The sequence below is a fragment of the Flavobacterium sp. IMCC34852 genome (assembly GCF_030643905.1).
Lineage (GTDB): Bacteria > Bacteroidota > Bacteroidia > Flavobacteriales > Flavobacteriaceae > Flavobacterium > Flavobacterium rivulicola.
This window is the reverse complement of sequence record NZ_CP121446.1, coordinates 2,455,082-2,474,197: the sequence shown is the minus strand read 5'-3', so window position 1 is coordinate 2,474,197 and position 19,116 is coordinate 2,455,082. Positions and strand designations below refer to the sequence as shown.

Genomic DNA, 19,116 nt, shown 5'->3' with positions numbered 1-19,116 from the left:
TGAATAGTGTCATAGTGTGTGTTTTTAGTTGATTATTTGCAATAGCGGTATAGAATTACTCTCCTCATTTCATTTATAAGGTTTATATTTTCGTGGAACTGCTTTTCTTTTTGTTCCAACAGTTTCAAAGCTGCAATGTGTTTCAGGTGCTGCTCGTGTTCCTCCATCATAGTTTTGGCTCTTTCATTGAATTCTTTTTTAAAATCCTTTAAGCGCAAAAAAGGAATGACAGAACCGATTAAAAATTGGTGCCAAAATTTTGTTTGCCACAAGCTAAAAGCAACAAAATAGTAGTTTTCGCAATCCTCGTCTTGTTGGAATATGATAACGAAACTGTTCGCGTAAGGCTCTTTATTGGGCTTTCCGCTGTTCATCCCTTTGTTCAGGATGAAAATGTGAGGTCTTGAGTAAGAAGTACCCATTCTGTGTGATTTAATGATGTAATTCGTCATGGTTTCGGCTTTACGTGAAGTGCTCCGCTATGCTTCGCACACAAAATTTTTTCAAAAGAAAAAAGAGAAAAAAAGAAAGCCGGTCGTCCAAGTGGAGGGTTTCAATAAAGCAAGTTTTTCGGGTAAAATACTACCCGAGTGGTGAACGAATCAGTAATCGTCTAATTGAAATATAATGTGTTTGGAATTGTGTGGGTGGAGATTTTACCCGAAACCCGAAGGGCTTGAACTTGCTTTTTTGAATACCCGGAACTTACCTTTGCAGTCTTTTTTTATTTTTTTTTTGATTCCGAATTCATTGTTGTTTTGAAAGATGGGTGGGAATCCATTGCAGGGTTTGGGAAAGGGTATAAAATTCCGGTACGGATTTTATACTCTTTCCTTTGTTAGGTTTTATGTGTGCCTTGAGCAATGTTCAGTAATCAGAAGGCAGTATTTAGCAGTATAGTTGTAATGTACTCGGGAAGGCACTCATAAAAGCTATGCAAATACTACCTATTTTTTTCAGCGGTGGTTCTGGCAAGTGTATAATTTTTTATTTGCTTACTGTGGGGTTTCTGATTGATTTCGTGGGCAGCCGATGCCTTGTCATAAGTTTAGAGTTTGCAGTGTTCTGTAAACAGAAAGTATGTTATGAAATGTTGAGGCATCGGCTGGCCGTGGAAGCAATTTATGTGGTAGTTCTGAGCAAATGAAAAATGATACTCTTGCTTGGTATTTGGTTTTATGGGTGCCGAGAGTAGTGTTAAGAAATCAGAGGGAAGTATACAGTAGTTTTGTTGTAAGTTAAACGGGAAGGCACTCATAAAAGCAATGCAAACACTACCGATTTAAATGGTTAGCTGATAAAAACCGCTACCCGATACGTGATTTGAATTGCTAATAACCGAATTGACTCAACTGAAATAGAAAAGGTTGTCAATGGCGGTGGCGAAGGATGGTTTTTTTAAAACCGGGTGGTGCGAGGAAGTTTTAAAAAAAGTTGTCCTGGAGCCACCGCCTTTCGTTCTCGTTAAGCAGAGAGTGCGCGGCTTTTTTACATAATGTTGTTATGGCTCATGACAAGGTACTTCTAGAAGCAGGGTGTTCATAATGAGCCATAACGCCACGTTATGTAAAGAAGCTTTGGAGAAAAAATTACCGGCGCAAGTCACGCAGTGTACGTGTTATTGTACCAATAACTGTGACGGTAATTTTTTTAGGAGCGTTGGGAAGGAGTGGCAAAAGAAAGCTATTCGTCTCTTTCTATAATGTTTCGAGTTCATTACTGATATTTAATCTTGCCTGTTTTTCGTATTTTTCGAAAAAATAATCTGTTTTGTATATGGCGTCCATTTGAAGGAAATGTTGAAGGGCTTTTTTTCTTCCGTTGTTATACATAAAATCGGGATAGATTGAATATTCTTCCCGGATCTGCTCGGTATATTTTTGATATTCATATTGACCTCTGCCTAATATAGCTAAATCAGCGTCTATAAAGTAATTTGTATCATTGTCTTGAGATATTTCGTGTAGTTTGGTTGCCAATATCATGTTGGCGCATTTTGCAATTTTTTCAGCTGGGTAACCAATTTCAGAAAGCTTTTGCATTGCCAGTTTTGCGCTGTCGCCTTCATTGGTACTACTCGATGCTTTGTAGATTATATCATGGTAAAAAACCGCTAACAGCGTAGTATCCCAATCTTCAATCTTGTCTTTTATTTCGGTCAAATCAACAATTATTGCTTCTAAATGATCAATAGTATGGTATTGCCTCTTCGGGTCAGAATATTTTGTGAATATTTCCAACCACAGATTAGTGGCCAATTCGTTATTATTGGAATATTTGTTTACGAGTTGTAAAAATGTATCTGTTAGCATTAGAAAAGAAAGAGGGTAAAGTTACTCTTTAATGATGAATTAAAAAACGCTCCATGTAGGTGGAGCGTTTTTTTGATTAATAAAAGATTAATGAGCAATGTTATGGTGTGATACCACTATAGAATCATGTTGATGGTGGTGCGTTTCATTGTGCTGTCCGCCGGAATGATGATGTATGGTATCACCGTGATGGTAATTATTATGCTCATGTACATAAATTGAATCATGGTGATGAAAAATACTGTCATGATGATGGTATAAAGGGCCACTGTGGTGAATGTTCAATTGAACATTAGATTCAACCATTTTATTTAAGGATACTGTCATAGCTTCTGCTGCGGCAGTATTTTCTGTTTCAGCGTCGTCGGAGCTATTGCAGCTTGCTATAAACATGACTGCAAATGCTGTTGCGATGATTGAAGTTTTTTTGTATTTCATAGGTTTTTTTATTGATTATTAATCAGTTAGCTAATATATAAAATTTTTAATTTCCATATGATTTTTGAGAGTCTTTATTAAGAAGTGTGGAGTCACAATTCATCAATAATTCAAATTCAAACCGACACCAAACCCCATATCGCTGTCGTAATGGGTTCTGGCACTTAAATTCCTTGTGAAGATGTATCGCAATCCTGCCATGTATTCTTTATCAGTATTCCACATCAAATCCATTCTTATTCTTTTGGAGACTGGGATATCCGTTCGTTCTAATTGAAACCTAAAATTACCATCAGTAAATACCTCGGCCTGTGCTTTAATTAGCATTGGTAAAGTATATTCAATACCCGCGCTTAAAACAGCACGTTTGTCTTTGGTATTGGATTGTCCGAATATGTTTCTTTCCATATCACCTTCATCCATTTTGCGGTAGCGCCAATCGAAACCAATGAATGGCATCAACCATTGCATTTTGCCAATATACCTACCAATATGTGTTTCTGTTTCGTAACCATGATGGTCATTGTAACCCAATCGCCATTCTGTTCCGATACTCCAACGCGTATTACTAAACATTGCCATACCGTCATTGCCGTTAGTGGCAAAATCGTTTTCGGCCATGAAATGAAATTTTCGGTCATCGGCAAATAATTTTCGTTGTGCCAATTTTGGGTTTGGGATTTCGGGGTTTGGAGGTGAATTTTCATAGCTAAAAACCCTGCCCATTCCGCTCATCATGTGATACAAAATATGGCAATGAAAAAACCAATCCCCTCCATCTTCACTTGCGGCAAATTCAATTGTATTGGTTTCCATTGGCATAATATCCATTATGTTCTTCATAGGTGCATAATCACCATTGCCGTTAATAACCCTAAAATCGTGGCCATGCAGGTGCATTGGGTGGCGCATCATGGAATTGTTATGTAGAACAATGCGCAAAATCTCGCCTTTTTTAATCAGGATTTTATCGGATTCTGAAACTACTTTGTTATCCAGGCTCCACACATAGCGGTTCATATTGCCTGTAAGTTCAAATTTGAGTTCCCTAATTGGAGCATCTTTTGAGAGTGCAGTACTTGTTGGAGATTTTAGCATTGCATAATTTAATGTTACGATATCGGCAAGCTCATTGGGGTTGTACTTGTTTTCCATATTGTGCATGTCGTGGTTCTCGGAGGGCTTATCTTTGCTGGGAGTTTCTTCATTAATTTTCTCCTTTTTCACATCTACTGGCATTTCTTCGGAATCTTTTTTTTGAGGGCCTGTAATCTCGGGATACATTACGGCATTCATGTCCATTTGGTTCAATGACATCTGCATTCCCATATCGTCAAGGTCTCCATTCATTTTCATCATATCGTTCATCATTTGCATTCCTTCAAAATATTTCAATTTGGGTAAAGGCGAAATAAGTTGCTTGATACCATTGCCAATGTATATTGACGCAGACTTTGTCCTGTCTTCGGGTGTGGCTAAAAATTCATAGGATGTATTCTCTGCGGGAATGGTTAGGATAACATCATAGGTTTCAGAAACTGCAATTAGCAAACGGTCTACTTCAACAGGTTCAACATCATTACCATCACTTGCGACAACAGTAATTTTGCCTCCGGCATAGGTAAGCCAAAAATTACTGGAAGCTCCGCCGTTTGAAACACGTAATCTTACTTTATCGCCTGCTTTAAACTGTGAAAGCTGACTTTCATTTTTACCATTGATTAAAAACTTCTCATAATACACATCGCTTACGTCCATGGCGTTCATTCGTTTCCATTCATTAACAATTTTGGTCTTGAAATAACCTTGTTTTATGGCTTCGGCATAGCTTTGGGTCGTGCCTTTTTTTATTGCAAACCAATCTGAGGCATTGTGGAGCATCCTGTGAACATTTTCAGGTTTGATATCGGTCCATTCGCTTAATACAATCGGAATTGTCGGGAGGTCGTCTATTCCCTCTCGAAAATTGGGATCGGAGTTTCTTTTATTCATTACAAACGAACCATACATGCCTATTTGTTCCTGTAATCCGGAATGGCTATGATACCAGTGGGTGCCGTGCTGACGGATTGGAAAAGAATACTTGTAAGTACTATGGGGTTTTATTGGCATTTGGGTAAGGTTAGGTACACCGTCTTCCTTATTAGGTAAAAACAAACCATGCCAGTGTAACGAGGTTTCTTCATCGAGTTCGTTATGGACATAAATCTCTGCAGTGTCCCCTTCGGTAAAGGTTAAGGTAGGCATTGGTATTTGCCCGTTTACCGCTATTGCTCTTCGTAATTTTCCTGAAAAATTGACGACTGTATCGCGAATATACAAATCATACCTTACCACTTTTGGTGGCTCATCTTTTATCACTCTTTTTTTGGCAGGAGGCTTAACAGCCTCCTTTTCCATGTTTTTCATGTCGTGGCCTTTATGTGCATCTGTTTTATCGTCAACAGACTTTGCCTTTTGGGGTTCTTCTTTTTTAACAGGTGCAGCGGCTTTTGGTTTTTCTTTTACCAATGCCATTCCGCATTTTGGGCATTTGCCAGGCTTAGGAGAATGGATTTCGGGATGCATTACACAAGTATAAAAAGTTTGTTGTGGTTTATCCTTTTCCATATTGTTAATATCGTGTCCTTTGGCCGGTACTGCTTTTTCTGCGGCAGGAGCTTTGGTTTTTTCAGGAGCCGGCTTTTTAACGGGTGCAACGGTTTTTGGTTTTTCCTTTACCAATGCCATTCCACATTTTGGGCATTTCCCAGGTTTGGGTGAATGGATTTCGGGGTGCATTACACAAGTATAAAAAGTTTGTTGTGCATTACCCTGAGCCGTAACAAAATGATTTATAAAAAACAGAAAAACGATAATTGATAGTTTGGTTTTCATGACTTTATTTTTTTAACAATATTTCCCAATCCGCAATTCGCTTATTTAGTGTCTCGATGGTAGTTTTCATTTTTTCCTTATCAGCTAAAGCAATCGCTCTTTTTGCTGCTGCTATTGCATTAGTGTAATCTTTTAATTCGGATGCTATTTTTTGTCTTAAATTTGGGTAATAGAAATTTTCAGGGTTCAATTTTTCTGCTTCCAAAAGCCAAATTATTGCCTGTTTATAATCTCTATTTGTGCTGTAATAATAATTAGCTGCCTGAAACAATAAATTGGCATCCTGGGTTTTTCCTTTTATGATATGTTGGTCTATCAATGCTACTATCGTATCATCTTCTTGGCTTTTTATTGGTATTTTAACCATCGTATTTTCCCAAAGTATTTTCAGGAATGCTTCACCCTTACTGTTGATGTCATTTAAATCGATTGTAAATGTTTCATAGAAGTTAGTGCTTTTTTCGACAGGGACTTTGAAACGCATTACATCCTTTTTTTCATCATAACCAGTCTCGCCATGTAAAGTGGTGTCTGTGTTGATGATAATAGTCCACTCATTGATTGAAGGAATTGTGAATATTGAGTAACTACCTGTTTTTAATACATTGTTGCCAAATGAAATATCTTCGGAAGTAGTTATTACAGTACAATCACTTGCCCCTGTTCGCCAAAGTTTATCAAATGGTACTAACTCCCCAAATATTTTTCGTCCTCTGACTAAAGGTCTGCTATATGAAATTTTTATTTTTGCGCTACCCACTTCTTGCTCATACGATGCTGCAGGGCTAGCTGCAGTTACTCTAATTTGAACTTTGTCTTGTGCTGACAGTATTACAGATTGCAAAAGCATAAAGCTTAATAGGATGTTTTTTTTCATTTATTTTAATTTTTAAATATGTTGGAATATTAATCTAATTCTTTAAGCTTAGCTTTCATTTTGTTAGCTTCCGCATGCTGCCCTGTACTATTTTTAGCAGCACTTTTCACCTGATTGAATAGGTGGACATTTTACAGTGCCATAGCTGCAATAAACACAACAATCACCTTGTTTAGGTTTCACTATTTTTTTACAGTTTTCGCATTCATAGAAGAATTGACAAGCATCAGTAGGCATCATTTCTTCTTTTTTGTGACCGCAATGTGGACATGTTATTTTTGATTTCAGTTCTACTGATTTACCGTTGTACATCGTGCAAGTATTACAGCCATAGTGAAGTTTGTTTCTATGATAATTGACTATTGTAGCGATAAGAAGCCCGAACATACCAGTATATAAAAAATAGGACTGATAATCATTATTACAAAAGTAATAGCTGTAAAAAATGATTATTGTACTTGGAATAGCTATCAACAAAGGATATAGGCATCTATGCAGGCGATAGGAAAGAAAAAAGCCAACTAAAGATAATAGGACCATCCCTTGAAAAATCCACATTGTCCAACCTCCAAAAAGTTCAAAACTACCTAAACCTAAAGCAGATGCTACAAATGCAAAAAGAGGGAAACAGCAAGGCGAAAGCAATGCTGTAAAGAACATCCCGATTGTTCCTAATTTATCTATGTTATTTTTTAGTTTCATTCGTGTTATCGTTAATTATTATAGTTTTAAACCTCTTAGTCTCAAGGCATTGATAATAACAGATACGGAGCTGAAAGACATTGCCAAAGCTGCAATCATAGGAGATAGTAAAATTCCGAAAACCGGATATAACACACCAGCTGCAATTGGGACACCAAGTACATTATAGAAAAAGGCAAAAAATAGATTTTGTTTAATATTTCTCATAACAGCATGGCTTAAATTCTTGGCTTTTACGATACCCTGTAAATCGCCTTTGACCAGAGTTATTTTGGCACTCTCGATAGCTACATCTGTTCCTGTTCCCATAGCAATTCCTATGTTGGCTTGTGCTAAGGCCGGAGCATCATTAATGCCATCACCTGCCATGGCCACAATTTTGCCTTCAGCTTGTAATCTTTTAATCTCTTTGAGTTTATCTTCGGGTAAGCATCCTGCTTTGTATGAAGCTAATCCCAATTCATCTGCAACTGCTTTGGCTGTATTGACATTGTCACCAGTCATCATGATTACTTCGACACCTTGGCGCATTAACTCTTTTATGGCATCTTTGCTGGAGGTTTTAATGGCGTCTGTTATTGATACAAAACCAACTGCAATGCCATCAATAGCAATGTATGAAACGGTTTTACCTAATTTTTGTTCGGTAATGATTTTGCTTTCTAAATCGGCAGCGACTGTTGCTTTGACTTGTTCCATTAATTTTTTATTACCCAATGCTACTTTTTTACCGGTAACTGTTCCTGTAACTCCTTTACCGGCAACAGCTTCAAAATCTTTTACCTCGATTAAAACAATGGATTTTGATTTAGCATAATTGACAACAGCCTGTGCTAATGGGTGTTCGCTATGTTGATTTAAAGAAGCGATACTTTGCAATAGTTCGTTATCATTGTTGTTGGATGCATAAATTTTTTCGACAGATGGTTTTCCTTCGGTGATGGTACCAGTTTTATCGGTAATTAAAACATTAACCTTATTCATGTTCTCTAAAGCTTCGGCATTCTTTATTAAAACGCCTGATTGTGCTCCTTTGCCAACACCAACCATTACTGACATGGGAGTTGCCAGACCCAGAGCACAAGGACAGGCTATGATTAATACAGCAATTGCATTTATAAAACCATAGACTAAGGCCGGTTCGGGACCAAATTTTGTCCAAACAAAAAATGTTATTACTGATATGATAACCACAATTGGCACAAAGTATTTGGATATACTATCTGCTAACTTTTGAATTGGTGCTCTGGAACGTGAAGCATCATTAACCATTTGCACGATTTGAGAAAGCAGGGTTTCTGAACCCACTTTTTCGGCAACCATTACAAAAGATTTGTTTCCGTTTATTGTTCCGGAAATTACGTTATCGCCTTTCTTCTTATCAACAGGTATTGGTTCGCCGGTAATCATGGCTTCATCGATACTACTTTCACCATCGGTTATTTTTCCGTCAACCGGAATTTTATCTCCGGGTTTTACCCTCAATAAATCGCCTTTTTTGATGTCGTGGATTGATATTACTTTATCACCGCCATCAATAACCAAAGTAGCTTCAGTTGGCGCAAGTTTTAATAATTCTTTGATAGCTCCGCTGGTTTGGCTGTGTGCCCTTGCTTCGAGTAATTGTCCTAACAAAACTAAAGTCAGAATAACTGTTGTTGCTTCAAAGTATAATAATACAGTTCCGTGTTCTGTTTTGAATTCACTTGGAAAAATATCCGGAAAAAACATTCCGACTAAACTAAATAAAAATGCCACTCCCGTTCCAATTCCGATGAGTGTGAACATATTCAGATTCCAAGTAATAATTGATTTCCAGGCGCGGACAAAAAATACCCAACAGGCATAAAAAACAACAGGAAGAGATAAAATAAGCTGTACCCAGTTCCATTTGTCCGCATCCATTAGTTGCAATAAAGGATTATTGTGTGCCATTTCAATCATGGCAATGGCGAAAATGGGAACTGTAAACACAACTGCTATTTTCATTTTCTTAACCAAATCTTTATAAGTCCTTTGGTCTTCGCTTTCGCTTGGTTCCATTGGTACTAAATCCATACCGCATATAGGACAGGAACCCGGAGTTTCACTAATTACTTCGGGATGCATTGGACAAGTATATAGTGTCTTGTTTACGGTTAGTTCAGGTGCTTTGACTAGATCCATTCCACACACAGGACAATCGCCCGCTTTGTCATAGACTTTTTCGCCTTCGCAATGCATTGGGCAATAATATTTACCAGCGGCGTTGGTTGGTATAACAGCCTCTTTTTTATAATTATGCTCATGAGTAGAACAACATGACTTTGCAGCGGATTCATTAGTTGTAGTATCTTCTGTAGTTTTATCATTGCTCATTTCTATGGTGTATTTTCCAACAGTCGTCAGTGCTTCCTGCAACTTTGATGTTGGAATGTGTTTGTCCATAGTAATTATGGCCACTGGTGGGCTTAATGAAACTTTTGCTTCAATACCATCAATAGTATTCAATGCTTTCTCGACTTTAGAGCGACAACCATCGCAAGTCATTCCGGTAATGCTGTAAGTATGTATCATTTTTTATATTATTTTAATACAAATTTCTATCATAACTGCTTTTTGTATTTGCAAAATTTTGGGTTTGATTTGCAAGATTTATAAGTCTTCGATTTGCTTTCGTTTAATGGTTTTTATATTCTTAAAGTGTGTTGGTGAAAAGCCGGTTACTTTTTTGAATTGATTACTTAAATGTGAAACGCTACTATAGTTTAAAGAGTAAGCTATTTGGCTTAGGGATAATTCATCATAGATGATCAACTCTTTTACTTTCTCAATTTTCAGATTAATGAAGTATTTTTCAATTGTTGTGTTTTCTACTTCGGAAAAGAGGTTGCTCAAGGTATTATAGTCTTGGTGTAGCTCTTGGAATAGAAACTCGGATAGATTTGTTTTTAAATGATTGTTTTTATTTTGAACCAAATCAATAATCAATGTTTTAATCTTATCGATAGTTTTGCTTTTCCTATCATCAATCAAATCAAAGCCTACAGCATGAAGCTTTTTTAATAATTCGTTTTTTTGGATTTCCTGAATGTCATTTTTCAATTCAACTTCACCTAAATCAACTGAAACAGGATTGATGCCCATATTTTCAAATACAGATTTTACTACTATCTTGCAGCGGCTGCATACCATATTTTTAATGTGTAGCTTCATCATTGAGTTATTAAATTGTTTTTGCTATTTTATCCATGATCGAATGGTCTGTACCGAATTTGCAAATTGCATCACAATTGGTTCTTAGTTCTGAAAAGAGAATGTATTTAATATTCATTTTTGAATTTTTTATAACAGGTCTATTGAGTTGCTGAATGACATCTTTTTCGCGACTGTCAGGGATTATGATATAAAATACTTCATCACCATCAGAAATACTGAAATAAAGATCTGAAAGACGCAAAATCCCAGAGTAAATACTAGTGCTTTTTTCTACTTCAAATGCTCCGATAATGTTGTCAGTTCCTTTTTCAAACCATAAAACATCTATGAGTTTGATGGTGTTCTGAGTGTCTTTGTCACAAGGTAATTCAGGGAATTTATTTATAGAGATAAAAGAAAAATTTTGTCCGTTGAAAGCTTTGCTTTTATCATTACTTGCCGGTGTAACATCGAATCCTAATGATGCCCCAATTTTCAATAGATGGTATTGCATTTCACTATGCAGATTATCTTCTTTTTTTTCTTCGATAATTTCTTTTTGGCGTTTTACTATGTTTTTTTCGAATTTATGACGCTCTTCTTCACTCAGATAATCATCATTTCCTATTAGCATTTTTTGAGTCCCAATTTCAAAACACAATCCTGCGATTGCACCTAAATCATTGGATAGTTCCGATTTGAATTTTGAATTTGTTTCCAGTAGTGTCTCTCTAATTTTTAAGTATTCACTCCAGCTCCCCAATTTTTTTTTATCCTTGAATAAAAAATTAAAACCATTTACAATTGCCGTGTTGAAAGGAGGAAACCACGTTGGGTGCAAAAAATACAAAATACTGGCAACGGCCGGCCCCAATCCTTTGATGCGTAATTCGTCCAGTTTAACAATTTCTTTAAGTACCTGTTCTTCATTTTTTGCGTTAATACAATTTTCTAAGAATTGGCCAAAAGCAATTTTATTGGTTTGATTTTCATAGATATCAGGAATTCGGAGTTTTGGTTTCCAATAAAAAGGATGTGAAACCCCAACAAATACCTGTTTTTGCTCGGCAATGCAATTCAGTACAAATTCTAAGCTGCTATTTTTAAAATCGTTTGGGAATGATTTGTTTTTGATATCTTCAACAACCTGAATAATTCCGCGGCGGATAGTTCTGAATGCCTTTAACCGTTGGTCATTGTCAACAAACCAAGTATTATAAACACTCTCTGTATCGTTTTTGTATTGCTGTATTATTTGATTAAAATTGTTCATTCTTACTATTTAAATTACATTTTCATTCCTTCCATCGGGTTACTGCCTTTGCGGAATTTATATTCGCTATTGATGGCATAGGCACCCGTTATCACTACTTTTTGACCATTGGCAATTTTTGTTTTGATTTCTATCAGTCCATTAGTTTCAATTCCTGTTTCTACCATTAGATTTTCATAAACACCCGGTTTTTTTTCTACCCAGATGTAGGATGCGTTTTCTTCTCTAATTACTGCATCGGTGGGAATGTATATTCCTTTACCGCCGGAAATCATCAATTTTGCAATGGCCTGCATTCCCGGTTTTAAAATTAGATTTTGATTTGGTATTTCAAATCGAATCAAAAGTAAACGGGTTTCCGGGTTTATTTCAGGATTGATAAATGAGATTTTAGCGCTTATTGATTTATCAGGGAAATCGACAAATGTTATTGTAGCAATTTGGCCTATTTTGAGGCTTTTGAAGTAGTTGATATTAACTTGTGTTTCAAGCCAGAGTTTATTCAAATCAGTTACTTTGATGATTGGTTCGCCTTCCATGATATAGCTTCCTTCAGCAGTACTTATTTCTGAAACTGTGCCGCTGACAGTGCTATAAAATGTGGTATATGGGGAAACATCTTTATTACTTTTAATATTCTCAATTTGAGTATTGGACAAACCATAGAATAAGAGTTTTTGTTTGGCGGCATTCATTATATTTTTTGCGTTTTTTCCAAAATTACCGGGCATTTCCAGTTGTTTAAATGCTGTATAATAGTCTTGTTTTGCTATTGCAATATCCTCACTGTATAATTGAAAGACAGGCTGGTTTTTGGATAGGTAATCACCAGTGGATTTGAAATATAATTTTTCAATTCTACCCATTGCTTTTGAAGAAAAGGTTTTAGATTTTTCTTGATTGAATGTTAAAACACCTGTGTAGTTTTGTTCTAAATTGTTTTGTGTTTGTCCTATAACTTGAGTTGTGATATTACCAAGTTGAATTTGTTGTTTACTTAAACTTATTTGGTTAACCTCACTATCATCCTGTTTTATGGGTGTTAACTCCATGTGGCAAATAGGACACTTGCCGGGTTTATCTTCTTTTACTTGAGGATCCATAGAACATGTATAAAAAGTAGTTTCTTTATTTTTATCATGTTGAGAGTGGTCTTCTTTTTTATTCTCATGCTGAGAATGGTCTTCTTTTTTAGAAGAATTACAAGCTGTAAATATTAGGGAAAGCAATAAAAAGATGCCTATTTGATTTAAATTTTTCATACTTACTCCGTTTTAATAAAGCTTTCGCTATCGATTAAATATTGTGCATTTTTTGCAATAGTATCACTAACAGAAATACCTTTAATGATTTGAATATAACCGTTCAGTTCAAACCCTGTTTTTACCGGTGTTGCTTTAAAACCATTGTGAGATTTAACAAAAACAATTTTTTTATTACCTGTACTTACCAATGCGTTTTTTTGTATCCAAAGACCGCTAATTGACCGTGTTTTTATAATACCTTGCAATCTCAAACCTATCGGCAATTTGAGTGTATTGTTGTTTAAATAAACCCTAATTCTATTGGTTTTGTCGGTAGCATTAAATTGTGTTTCAATAAAATTTATTTTCGCTTCTATTGATTCTTCAGCATTGAGTTCAGAAGTTATTTTAATGGCTTGATTGACTTCAATAAAACTGCTGCTTTCCTGAGTAATGTTGAATACTCCCCAAACTTTATCAGTATTTACTAATTTAAACACAACTTCTCCTTTTTTGACATAGTTTCCTTCTTTTAACTCAAGTTTTTCAGTACTGTTATTCATACTTTGCATTGCAGAATTTGATGGAGTAACCATTGTTTCTGACCCTATGACAATTCCATTAGAAGGACTGTAAATGGCTATTTTAGGATTGGCTTTTTTTGAATTAGCTAAAGCACTTATTTGATTTTGAGTCATACCGTAAAGCAACAACTTTTGTTTTGATGCCTCAATAATTGAGCTGTTATCAATATCATTTGAAAGTAAATAAATAAAGTTTTCTTGCTCAGTTAAAAGTTCAGGGCTATATAAATCAAATAATTTTTGTCCTTTATTAATTCGTTGGTATTTAAAATTCACATATATTTTTTCAATTCGGCCACTTATTTTTGCTGCAATATTTACCGCTGAATTTGGGTCATAAGCGACAGTGCCAGGAAGATTGATTTCACCACTTAAAGTTGAATCTATTGCTGTTATAGTTTGAAATTTACCCACTACAAAGTTATCTGTTGGCTTGATGACATTTTCAATATTATAATCTTCAATAGCATGATTGTCAATTACTTTTTTTACTAAAGTCATTCCGCAAATAGGGCAGTTTCCAGGTTTATCTCTAATAATTTGCGGATGCATTGAACAGGTATAGACAACGTTTTGATGAGAGCTTGCGTCATGTACTTCAGGTTTTATGACATAGAAATAAATAGCAGAACCGATTATTGCTATTATACCTAGAATCAAACCATATTTTATATACTTATTCATAGTTACTTAATTTCGAGTTGTTTTTCGATTTCGACCTGAGTGTTTAGTATGGACTGCAATTTGTCGAGAGCGTCCATTTGGGCCATGTTCAAAGCTTCCCATGCGTCTAAGACAATGAACAAATCACCAGTGTTATTTTGCCAAGCCAAAACGGCGGTATCATAATTTTTGCGCAATGAAGGGATGATGCTTTTTTCGGAGATATTGTATTGTTTATTGAGGTTAGAAAGCTCTGTATTCATGCCCGAAATCATTCCAACTGTTTCATTTAAAATCATTTGTTTTTGCCAATTGAGACTTTCATTTTTAATTTGAAAGCTACTGATATTGGCTTTGTTCATTTTTGTTGACCAAGGCATGGGGATAGTCATCATGCCCATTAGTGAGAATTGCTGTGGCTGTTGTCCAAAAGCAAACATGTGGTCATATTTAACTCCAAATTCGGGTAGAAATTTTGATTTTTCTGCATCAATTTTCAGTTGGTTTACTTCCATGGTTCTTTTGATGGCATTTATATCACTTCTGTTTTTGGAAATTGATGAGGTGTCCAATAGTTGTGAATTGTATTCCTTTAGTTCGAATGCTTCTTCAATTTCAAACACCATATTTTTATCTCTTGACATTAGAGTGTTGAGCATAATTCTTTTTTGTGAAATATCATTCTGAAGCATTATAATCATACTTTCTAACTCATTATATTGAGATTTTGCTTTATAATAAGTGGGGAGTTTATCCATATTGTACTGGTATCTTATTTCCATGCTTTTTATCATGTATTTTAAGAGTAGTAAGTTATCATTGGCCACTTTGACTTTTTTGTTTAGTACAAGCCATTGATAATAATTTGTCTTGGCTATAGCATAAAGCTGATTTAAAGTGTAATTTTTGTTTTCTTTTTCAACAGATGACATTGCGTTCATATACTTGTATTCGGCATTTTGTTTTTTTGAATTGGGAATCATTTGTGAGACTCCAATCATATAACTGCCCATGCCAGGACTCATATCATCTGCTTTCCACATTTTGGTATTGTAGGGCGTCATAAAAAAACCGGTTTCTACTTGAGGTGCCATCCAGCTTTTAGCCCCTTTTGCAGCAGCATCCATACTTTGGATATCGGCATCATACATTTTTAGCTGTGGATTATCGGTTTTGATTGTGTTCAAAATATTTTCCAACGAAACTACCTGTGCATTAGCCGTTGTAAAGCTCAAAATCAGAATGCTTAAAACGATATGGTATTTATTCTTTAACATCTATAAGTTCTATTTTGCCTTTAGTTTTTAATTCGTGAAGTTTCACCATTTCAAAAACTATAGGAGTTACTAATAATACATAAATTGTAGAAGTGATAGTGCCACCAATAAGCGGAACTGTGATGGGTAGCATCACATCGGCACCCGTACCTGTTGCCCAAAGTATCGGAATAAGACCAAACAAAGAAACCGAAACTGTCATTAGTTTTGGTCTTAACCTTTTGGCTGAGCCATCGACGATATATTGTTTCAAAATGTCTTCAGTAATGGTTTGTGAACTGTTCCCATGTTTTTCGACCATTTTGTTCATCGATTCATTCAAGTAAATAGTCATTAACATGGCAGTTTCAATGGCCATTCCGAAGAGGGCAATAAAACCAACTGCAACTGCAACAGATAAATTTATTCCGTAGAAATAGACCATAAAAACACCACCGATTAAAGCAAAAGGCACTGTTATCATTGTAATGAGGGATTCTTTCATGGAGTGGTAAGTAAAATATAAAATAAGGAAGATAATTATCACCACAATTGGTAGTATCATGCTTAGCGTTTTATTGGCTCTTAGCTGATTTTCCCACTGGCCACTCCATTCGATGTAATAGCCTTTAGGCATTTTAGACATCATTGCATTTAATTTTTCCTGCGCTTCTTTTACAGTACTACCTAAGTCCCGGTCACGAACATTAAAAAGAACGCTGCCTCTAAGCATGGCATTTTCACTATTTATCATAGGTGGTCCATCGCTGATTTTTACCTCTGCAACGGTTTCTAAAGGAATTGGCCCATATTGCATGGTTTGAACTTGTAATTTTTTAAGTGCATCAATACTGTTTCGATATTCCTGCGCATACCTGGCATTTACCGAAAAGCGTTGTCTTCCTTCAATTGTAGTTGTGAGTTTCATTCCTCCGATAGCTGCTTCAACAACTGCATTAATATCGTCAATTGAAAGGCCGTATCTGCCCAAAAGCTCCCTCTTTGGCTCAATGTCAATGTACCTTCCACCAGTTATTGGCTCCGCATACAAATCTTTTACACCCGAAGTACCTTCGAGTGCTTTTTTGATTTTTTGAGATAGTGCATTAATGGTATCTAAACTTTCTCCATAAACTTTAATTCCAACATCTGTTCGAATACCAGTAGATAGCATGTTTATTCTATTAATGATAGGCTGTGTAAAGCCGTTGGTTACTCCCGGAATTTGGAGTTTATTATTTATTTCGGTTATAATATCATTCTTTGTTTTTCCTTCTCTCCATTCACTTTGAGGTTTTAATAAAATGATGGTTTCAATCATGCTAATAGGGCTATTATCTGTAGCAGTATTGGCTCTACCAGCTTTTCCCAATACATGGTCTACTTCGGGAATTGATTTTATCAATTTGTCTTGAACCTGCAATATTCTTTTTACTTCCGAGTTTGAAACATCGGGCAAGGTAACCGGCATGAAAAGTACTGAACCTTCATCCAATGGTGGCATAAACTCGGAACCTAAACGAGTAAACATGACTAAACCGATTAGTAAAGCTACTACATTAATTCCTAAAACCGTTTTCCTCCATTTCAAACAAAAAACCAAAATAGGAGTGTATACACTTTCCAGTTTTTTATTGATTGGATTTTTATTCTCAGGACGAAGTTTACCTTTTAATAAAAAGCTTATAAGCACCGGTGTGAGTGTAATGGCTAAAAAAGCATCAACGATTAGAATGAATGATTTTGTCCAAGCCAAGGGACTAAATAATTTTCCTTCCATACCTGTGAGTAAAAAAACCGGTAGAAAAGACGCAATTACGATCAGTGTTGAGTAAAAAACACCCGGTCCTACTAACTTTGATGATTTTTCAATTAGTTGAAGTTTTTCATCAGAGGATAAAGGGTCGTGTTCCTTTTTAAATAAATTTTTAATTTTTTCTATCATCATACCAATTTACTTGTTATCAATCATTTCTTCTTGTTTCTCTGAGATTGTCCTGTAGGCGTTTTCAACCATTACAATTCCATCATCCACAACAACTCCAATAGCGAGTGCAATACCGGTTAATGACATAATATTAGATGAAATACCAAATGCTTCAAGCAATATGAAGCCAATTGCTACGGATATAGGAAGTTGAATTAAGATTATAAGGGCGCTTCTCCAATGGAACAGAAAAATTAAGATAACGAGTGAAACTGCTATCATTTCTTCTATAAGTGTTCCCTTGACAGATTCAATAGCTTTTTCGATTAACTCGCTTCTGTCATAGGAAGTTTTAAATTTCACTCCTTCGGGCAATCCTTTTTCAACTTCTTTCATCTTTGCTTTAACCGCTTTGATGACTTTATCAGCATTTTCGCCGTAACGCATTACCACTATACCGCCTACGACTTCCCCAGTTCCGTTTTGGTCAAAAATTCCAAGGCGTAAATCTCCACCCATTTGTACTGAACCTATGTCTTTTACCTTCACAGGGATAGAATTGTAATTTTTAATCGAAATATCCTCGACATCTTTACTGTTCTTTATGTAGCCTAAACCTCTAATGATATAAGACATATTACTCATTTCAAACTTTCGGCCGCCTACATCATTGTTATTAGCCTTAACAGCATTCATTACTTCCATCATACTGACATTATAATACTGCATTTTTAGTGGATCTAAAACCAATTGATATTGCTTTTCAAAACCTCCGAATGAAGCAACTTCTGCTACACCGGGAACAGTTTGCAGTGCAAATTTCACATACCAATCCTGTAAGGCACGTTGTTCCCCAAGATCCATTCCGTTAGCTTCCAAATGATACCAAAAAATATGGCCAACACCTGTACCGTCTGGTCCTAAAGATGGAACTACATTTTGAGGTAATAACCGTTGTGCATAGTTTAGTCTTTCTAAAACTCGTGTTCTTGCCCAATAAACATCAACATCATCTTCGAAAATTATATAGACAAAACTCATCCCAAACATAGATGCTCCACGAATGTTTTTTACTTTCGGGATTCCTTGTAAGTTGGAAACCAAAGGGTATGTTACTTGAGCTTCTATAACCTGTGGACTTCGACCCATCCACTCTGTAAATACAATCACTTGATTTTCGGATAAATCAGGAATTGCATCGATAGGGTTTTGTCTTACGCTGTAGATTCCCCACACAAATAATCCTGCAGAGACCAGTAGCACAATTGCTCTGTTTTTTAGTGAGAATGTTATTAGTTTTTCTACCATATTTCCTTATTTTTCAGATAAACTGTTTTGTTTTATTGAATTAATCCAGGTTATTAATTCCTGTTTTTGGACTTCATTAATTATTGCATCGCGATGTAATAGGGTATATGAAGTTAATGGCATTTCATCCGATTTAATTTGTTTACCGATGGCTTCTAGTTTACTTTGCTGCTTTCGATTTGAATAACTGCCAAACTCATTAAAATTTAACTCTTTTTTCCCATCAGTAATATGTGTTTCTACAAACATTCTAGCTGGTTGAATGTAATCATACCAGAGATACTGGGTGTTATTACTATGGCAATCGTAACAAGATGTCTTTATTAGTTTTGAAATATTTGTTGGTGCATCGGTCGTGACCAGAAAATCATTTGTATAATCCTGCCCTGGATTTTGATTCAGGGCAGGCTGATAGAATTGTATTGCTATCAATACCAAAAAAAGTACTATACCTACTTTCTTTAATCTTCTTTTCATT

13 protein-coding genes and 2 pseudogenes are annotated in these 19,116 nt (G+C 35.7%); all 15 read right to left on the bottom strand.

Going from position 1 to position 19,116, the window contains the following annotated elements:
* Window positions 1-32 precede the first annotated feature (32 nt).
* A complete protein-coding gene (locus P7V56_RS10660; RefSeq protein ID WP_171221806.1) occupies window positions 33-452 on the bottom strand; it encodes a DUF6943 family protein in 420 nt (139 codons plus the stop codon).
* Between the two features lie 1,245 nt (window positions 453-1,697).
* A complete protein-coding gene (locus tag P7V56_RS10655) occupies window positions 1,698-2,312 on the bottom strand; it encodes an HD domain-containing protein (RefSeq protein ID WP_171221805.1) in 615 nt (204 codons plus the stop codon).
* A gap of 87 nt (window positions 2,313-2,399) precedes the next feature.
* A complete protein-coding gene (locus P7V56_RS10650) occupies window positions 2,400-2,750 on the bottom strand; it encodes a hypothetical protein (RefSeq protein WP_304986222.1) in 351 nt (116 codons plus the stop codon).
* Between the two features lie 102 nt (window positions 2,751-2,852).
* Window positions 2,853-5,627, bottom strand: coding sequence for a multicopper oxidase domain-containing protein (locus tag P7V56_RS10645; RefSeq protein ID WP_240976601.1), 2,775 nt, complete (start codon window positions 5,625-5,627; stop codon window positions 2,853-2,855).
* Window positions 5,628-5,631: 4 nt separating this feature from the next.
* Window positions 5,632-6,504: a DUF2911 domain-containing protein gene (locus P7V56_RS10640; RefSeq protein ID WP_171221803.1), complete on the bottom strand. Its 873-nt coding sequence runs from the start codon at window positions 6,502-6,504 to the stop codon at window positions 5,632-5,634.
* Window positions 6,505-6,597: 93 nt separating this feature from the next.
* Entirely contained in the window at window positions 6,598-6,816 is a 219-nt protein-coding gene (locus tag P7V56_RS10635) for a GDCCVxC domain-containing (seleno)protein (RefSeq protein WP_229658308.1), read from the bottom strand.
* 51 nt (window positions 6,817-6,867) lie between these two features.
* Window positions 6,868-7,206 (bottom strand): annotated as a pseudogene (locus P7V56_RS10630) (MerC domain-containing protein); the annotation flags it as partial.
* Window positions 7,207-7,224: 18 nt separating this feature from the next.
* A complete protein-coding gene (locus P7V56_RS10625; RefSeq protein ID WP_171221802.1) occupies window positions 7,225-9,762 on the bottom strand; it encodes a heavy metal translocating P-type ATPase in 2,538 nt (845 codons plus the stop codon).
* 78 nt (window positions 9,763-9,840) lie between these two features.
* Complete coding sequence (locus tag P7V56_RS10620) at window positions 9,841-10,401, bottom strand: helix-turn-helix domain-containing protein (RefSeq protein WP_026726771.1); 561 nt, start codon at window positions 10,399-10,401, stop codon at window positions 9,841-9,843.
* Between the two features lie 10 nt (window positions 10,402-10,411).
* A complete protein-coding gene (locus tag P7V56_RS10615; protein WP_026726772.1) occupies window positions 10,412-11,656 on the bottom strand; it encodes a type II restriction enzyme NmeDI-related protein in 1,245 nt (414 codons plus the stop codon).
* Between the two features lie 14 nt (window positions 11,657-11,670).
* Window positions 11,671-12,918 (bottom strand): efflux RND transporter periplasmic adaptor subunit, encoded by a 1,248-nt coding sequence (locus tag P7V56_RS10610; protein WP_026726773.1) that lies wholly within the window; start codon window positions 12,916-12,918, stop codon window positions 11,671-11,673.
* A gap of 2 nt (window positions 12,919-12,920) precedes the next feature.
* Window positions 12,921-14,168, bottom strand: coding sequence for a heavy metal-binding domain-containing protein (locus P7V56_RS10605; RefSeq protein WP_026704795.1), 1,248 nt, complete (start codon window positions 14,166-14,168; stop codon window positions 12,921-12,923).
* Between the two features lie 2 nt (window positions 14,169-14,170).
* Entirely contained in the window at window positions 14,171-15,424 is a 1,254-nt protein-coding gene (locus P7V56_RS10600; RefSeq protein ID WP_171221801.1) for a TolC family protein, read from the bottom strand.
* A pseudogene (locus P7V56_RS10595) lies at window positions 15,411-18,638 on the bottom strand (efflux RND transporter permease subunit). The gene P7V56_RS10600 and the pseudogene P7V56_RS10595 overlap by 14 nt, the downstream one beginning before the upstream one ends.
* 6 nt (window positions 18,639-18,644) lie before the next feature.
* Window positions 18,645-19,115 (bottom strand): heme-binding domain-containing protein, encoded by a 471-nt coding sequence (locus P7V56_RS10590; RefSeq protein WP_171221800.1) that lies wholly within the window; start codon window positions 19,113-19,115, stop codon window positions 18,645-18,647.
* Window position 19,116 lies beyond the last annotated feature (1 nt).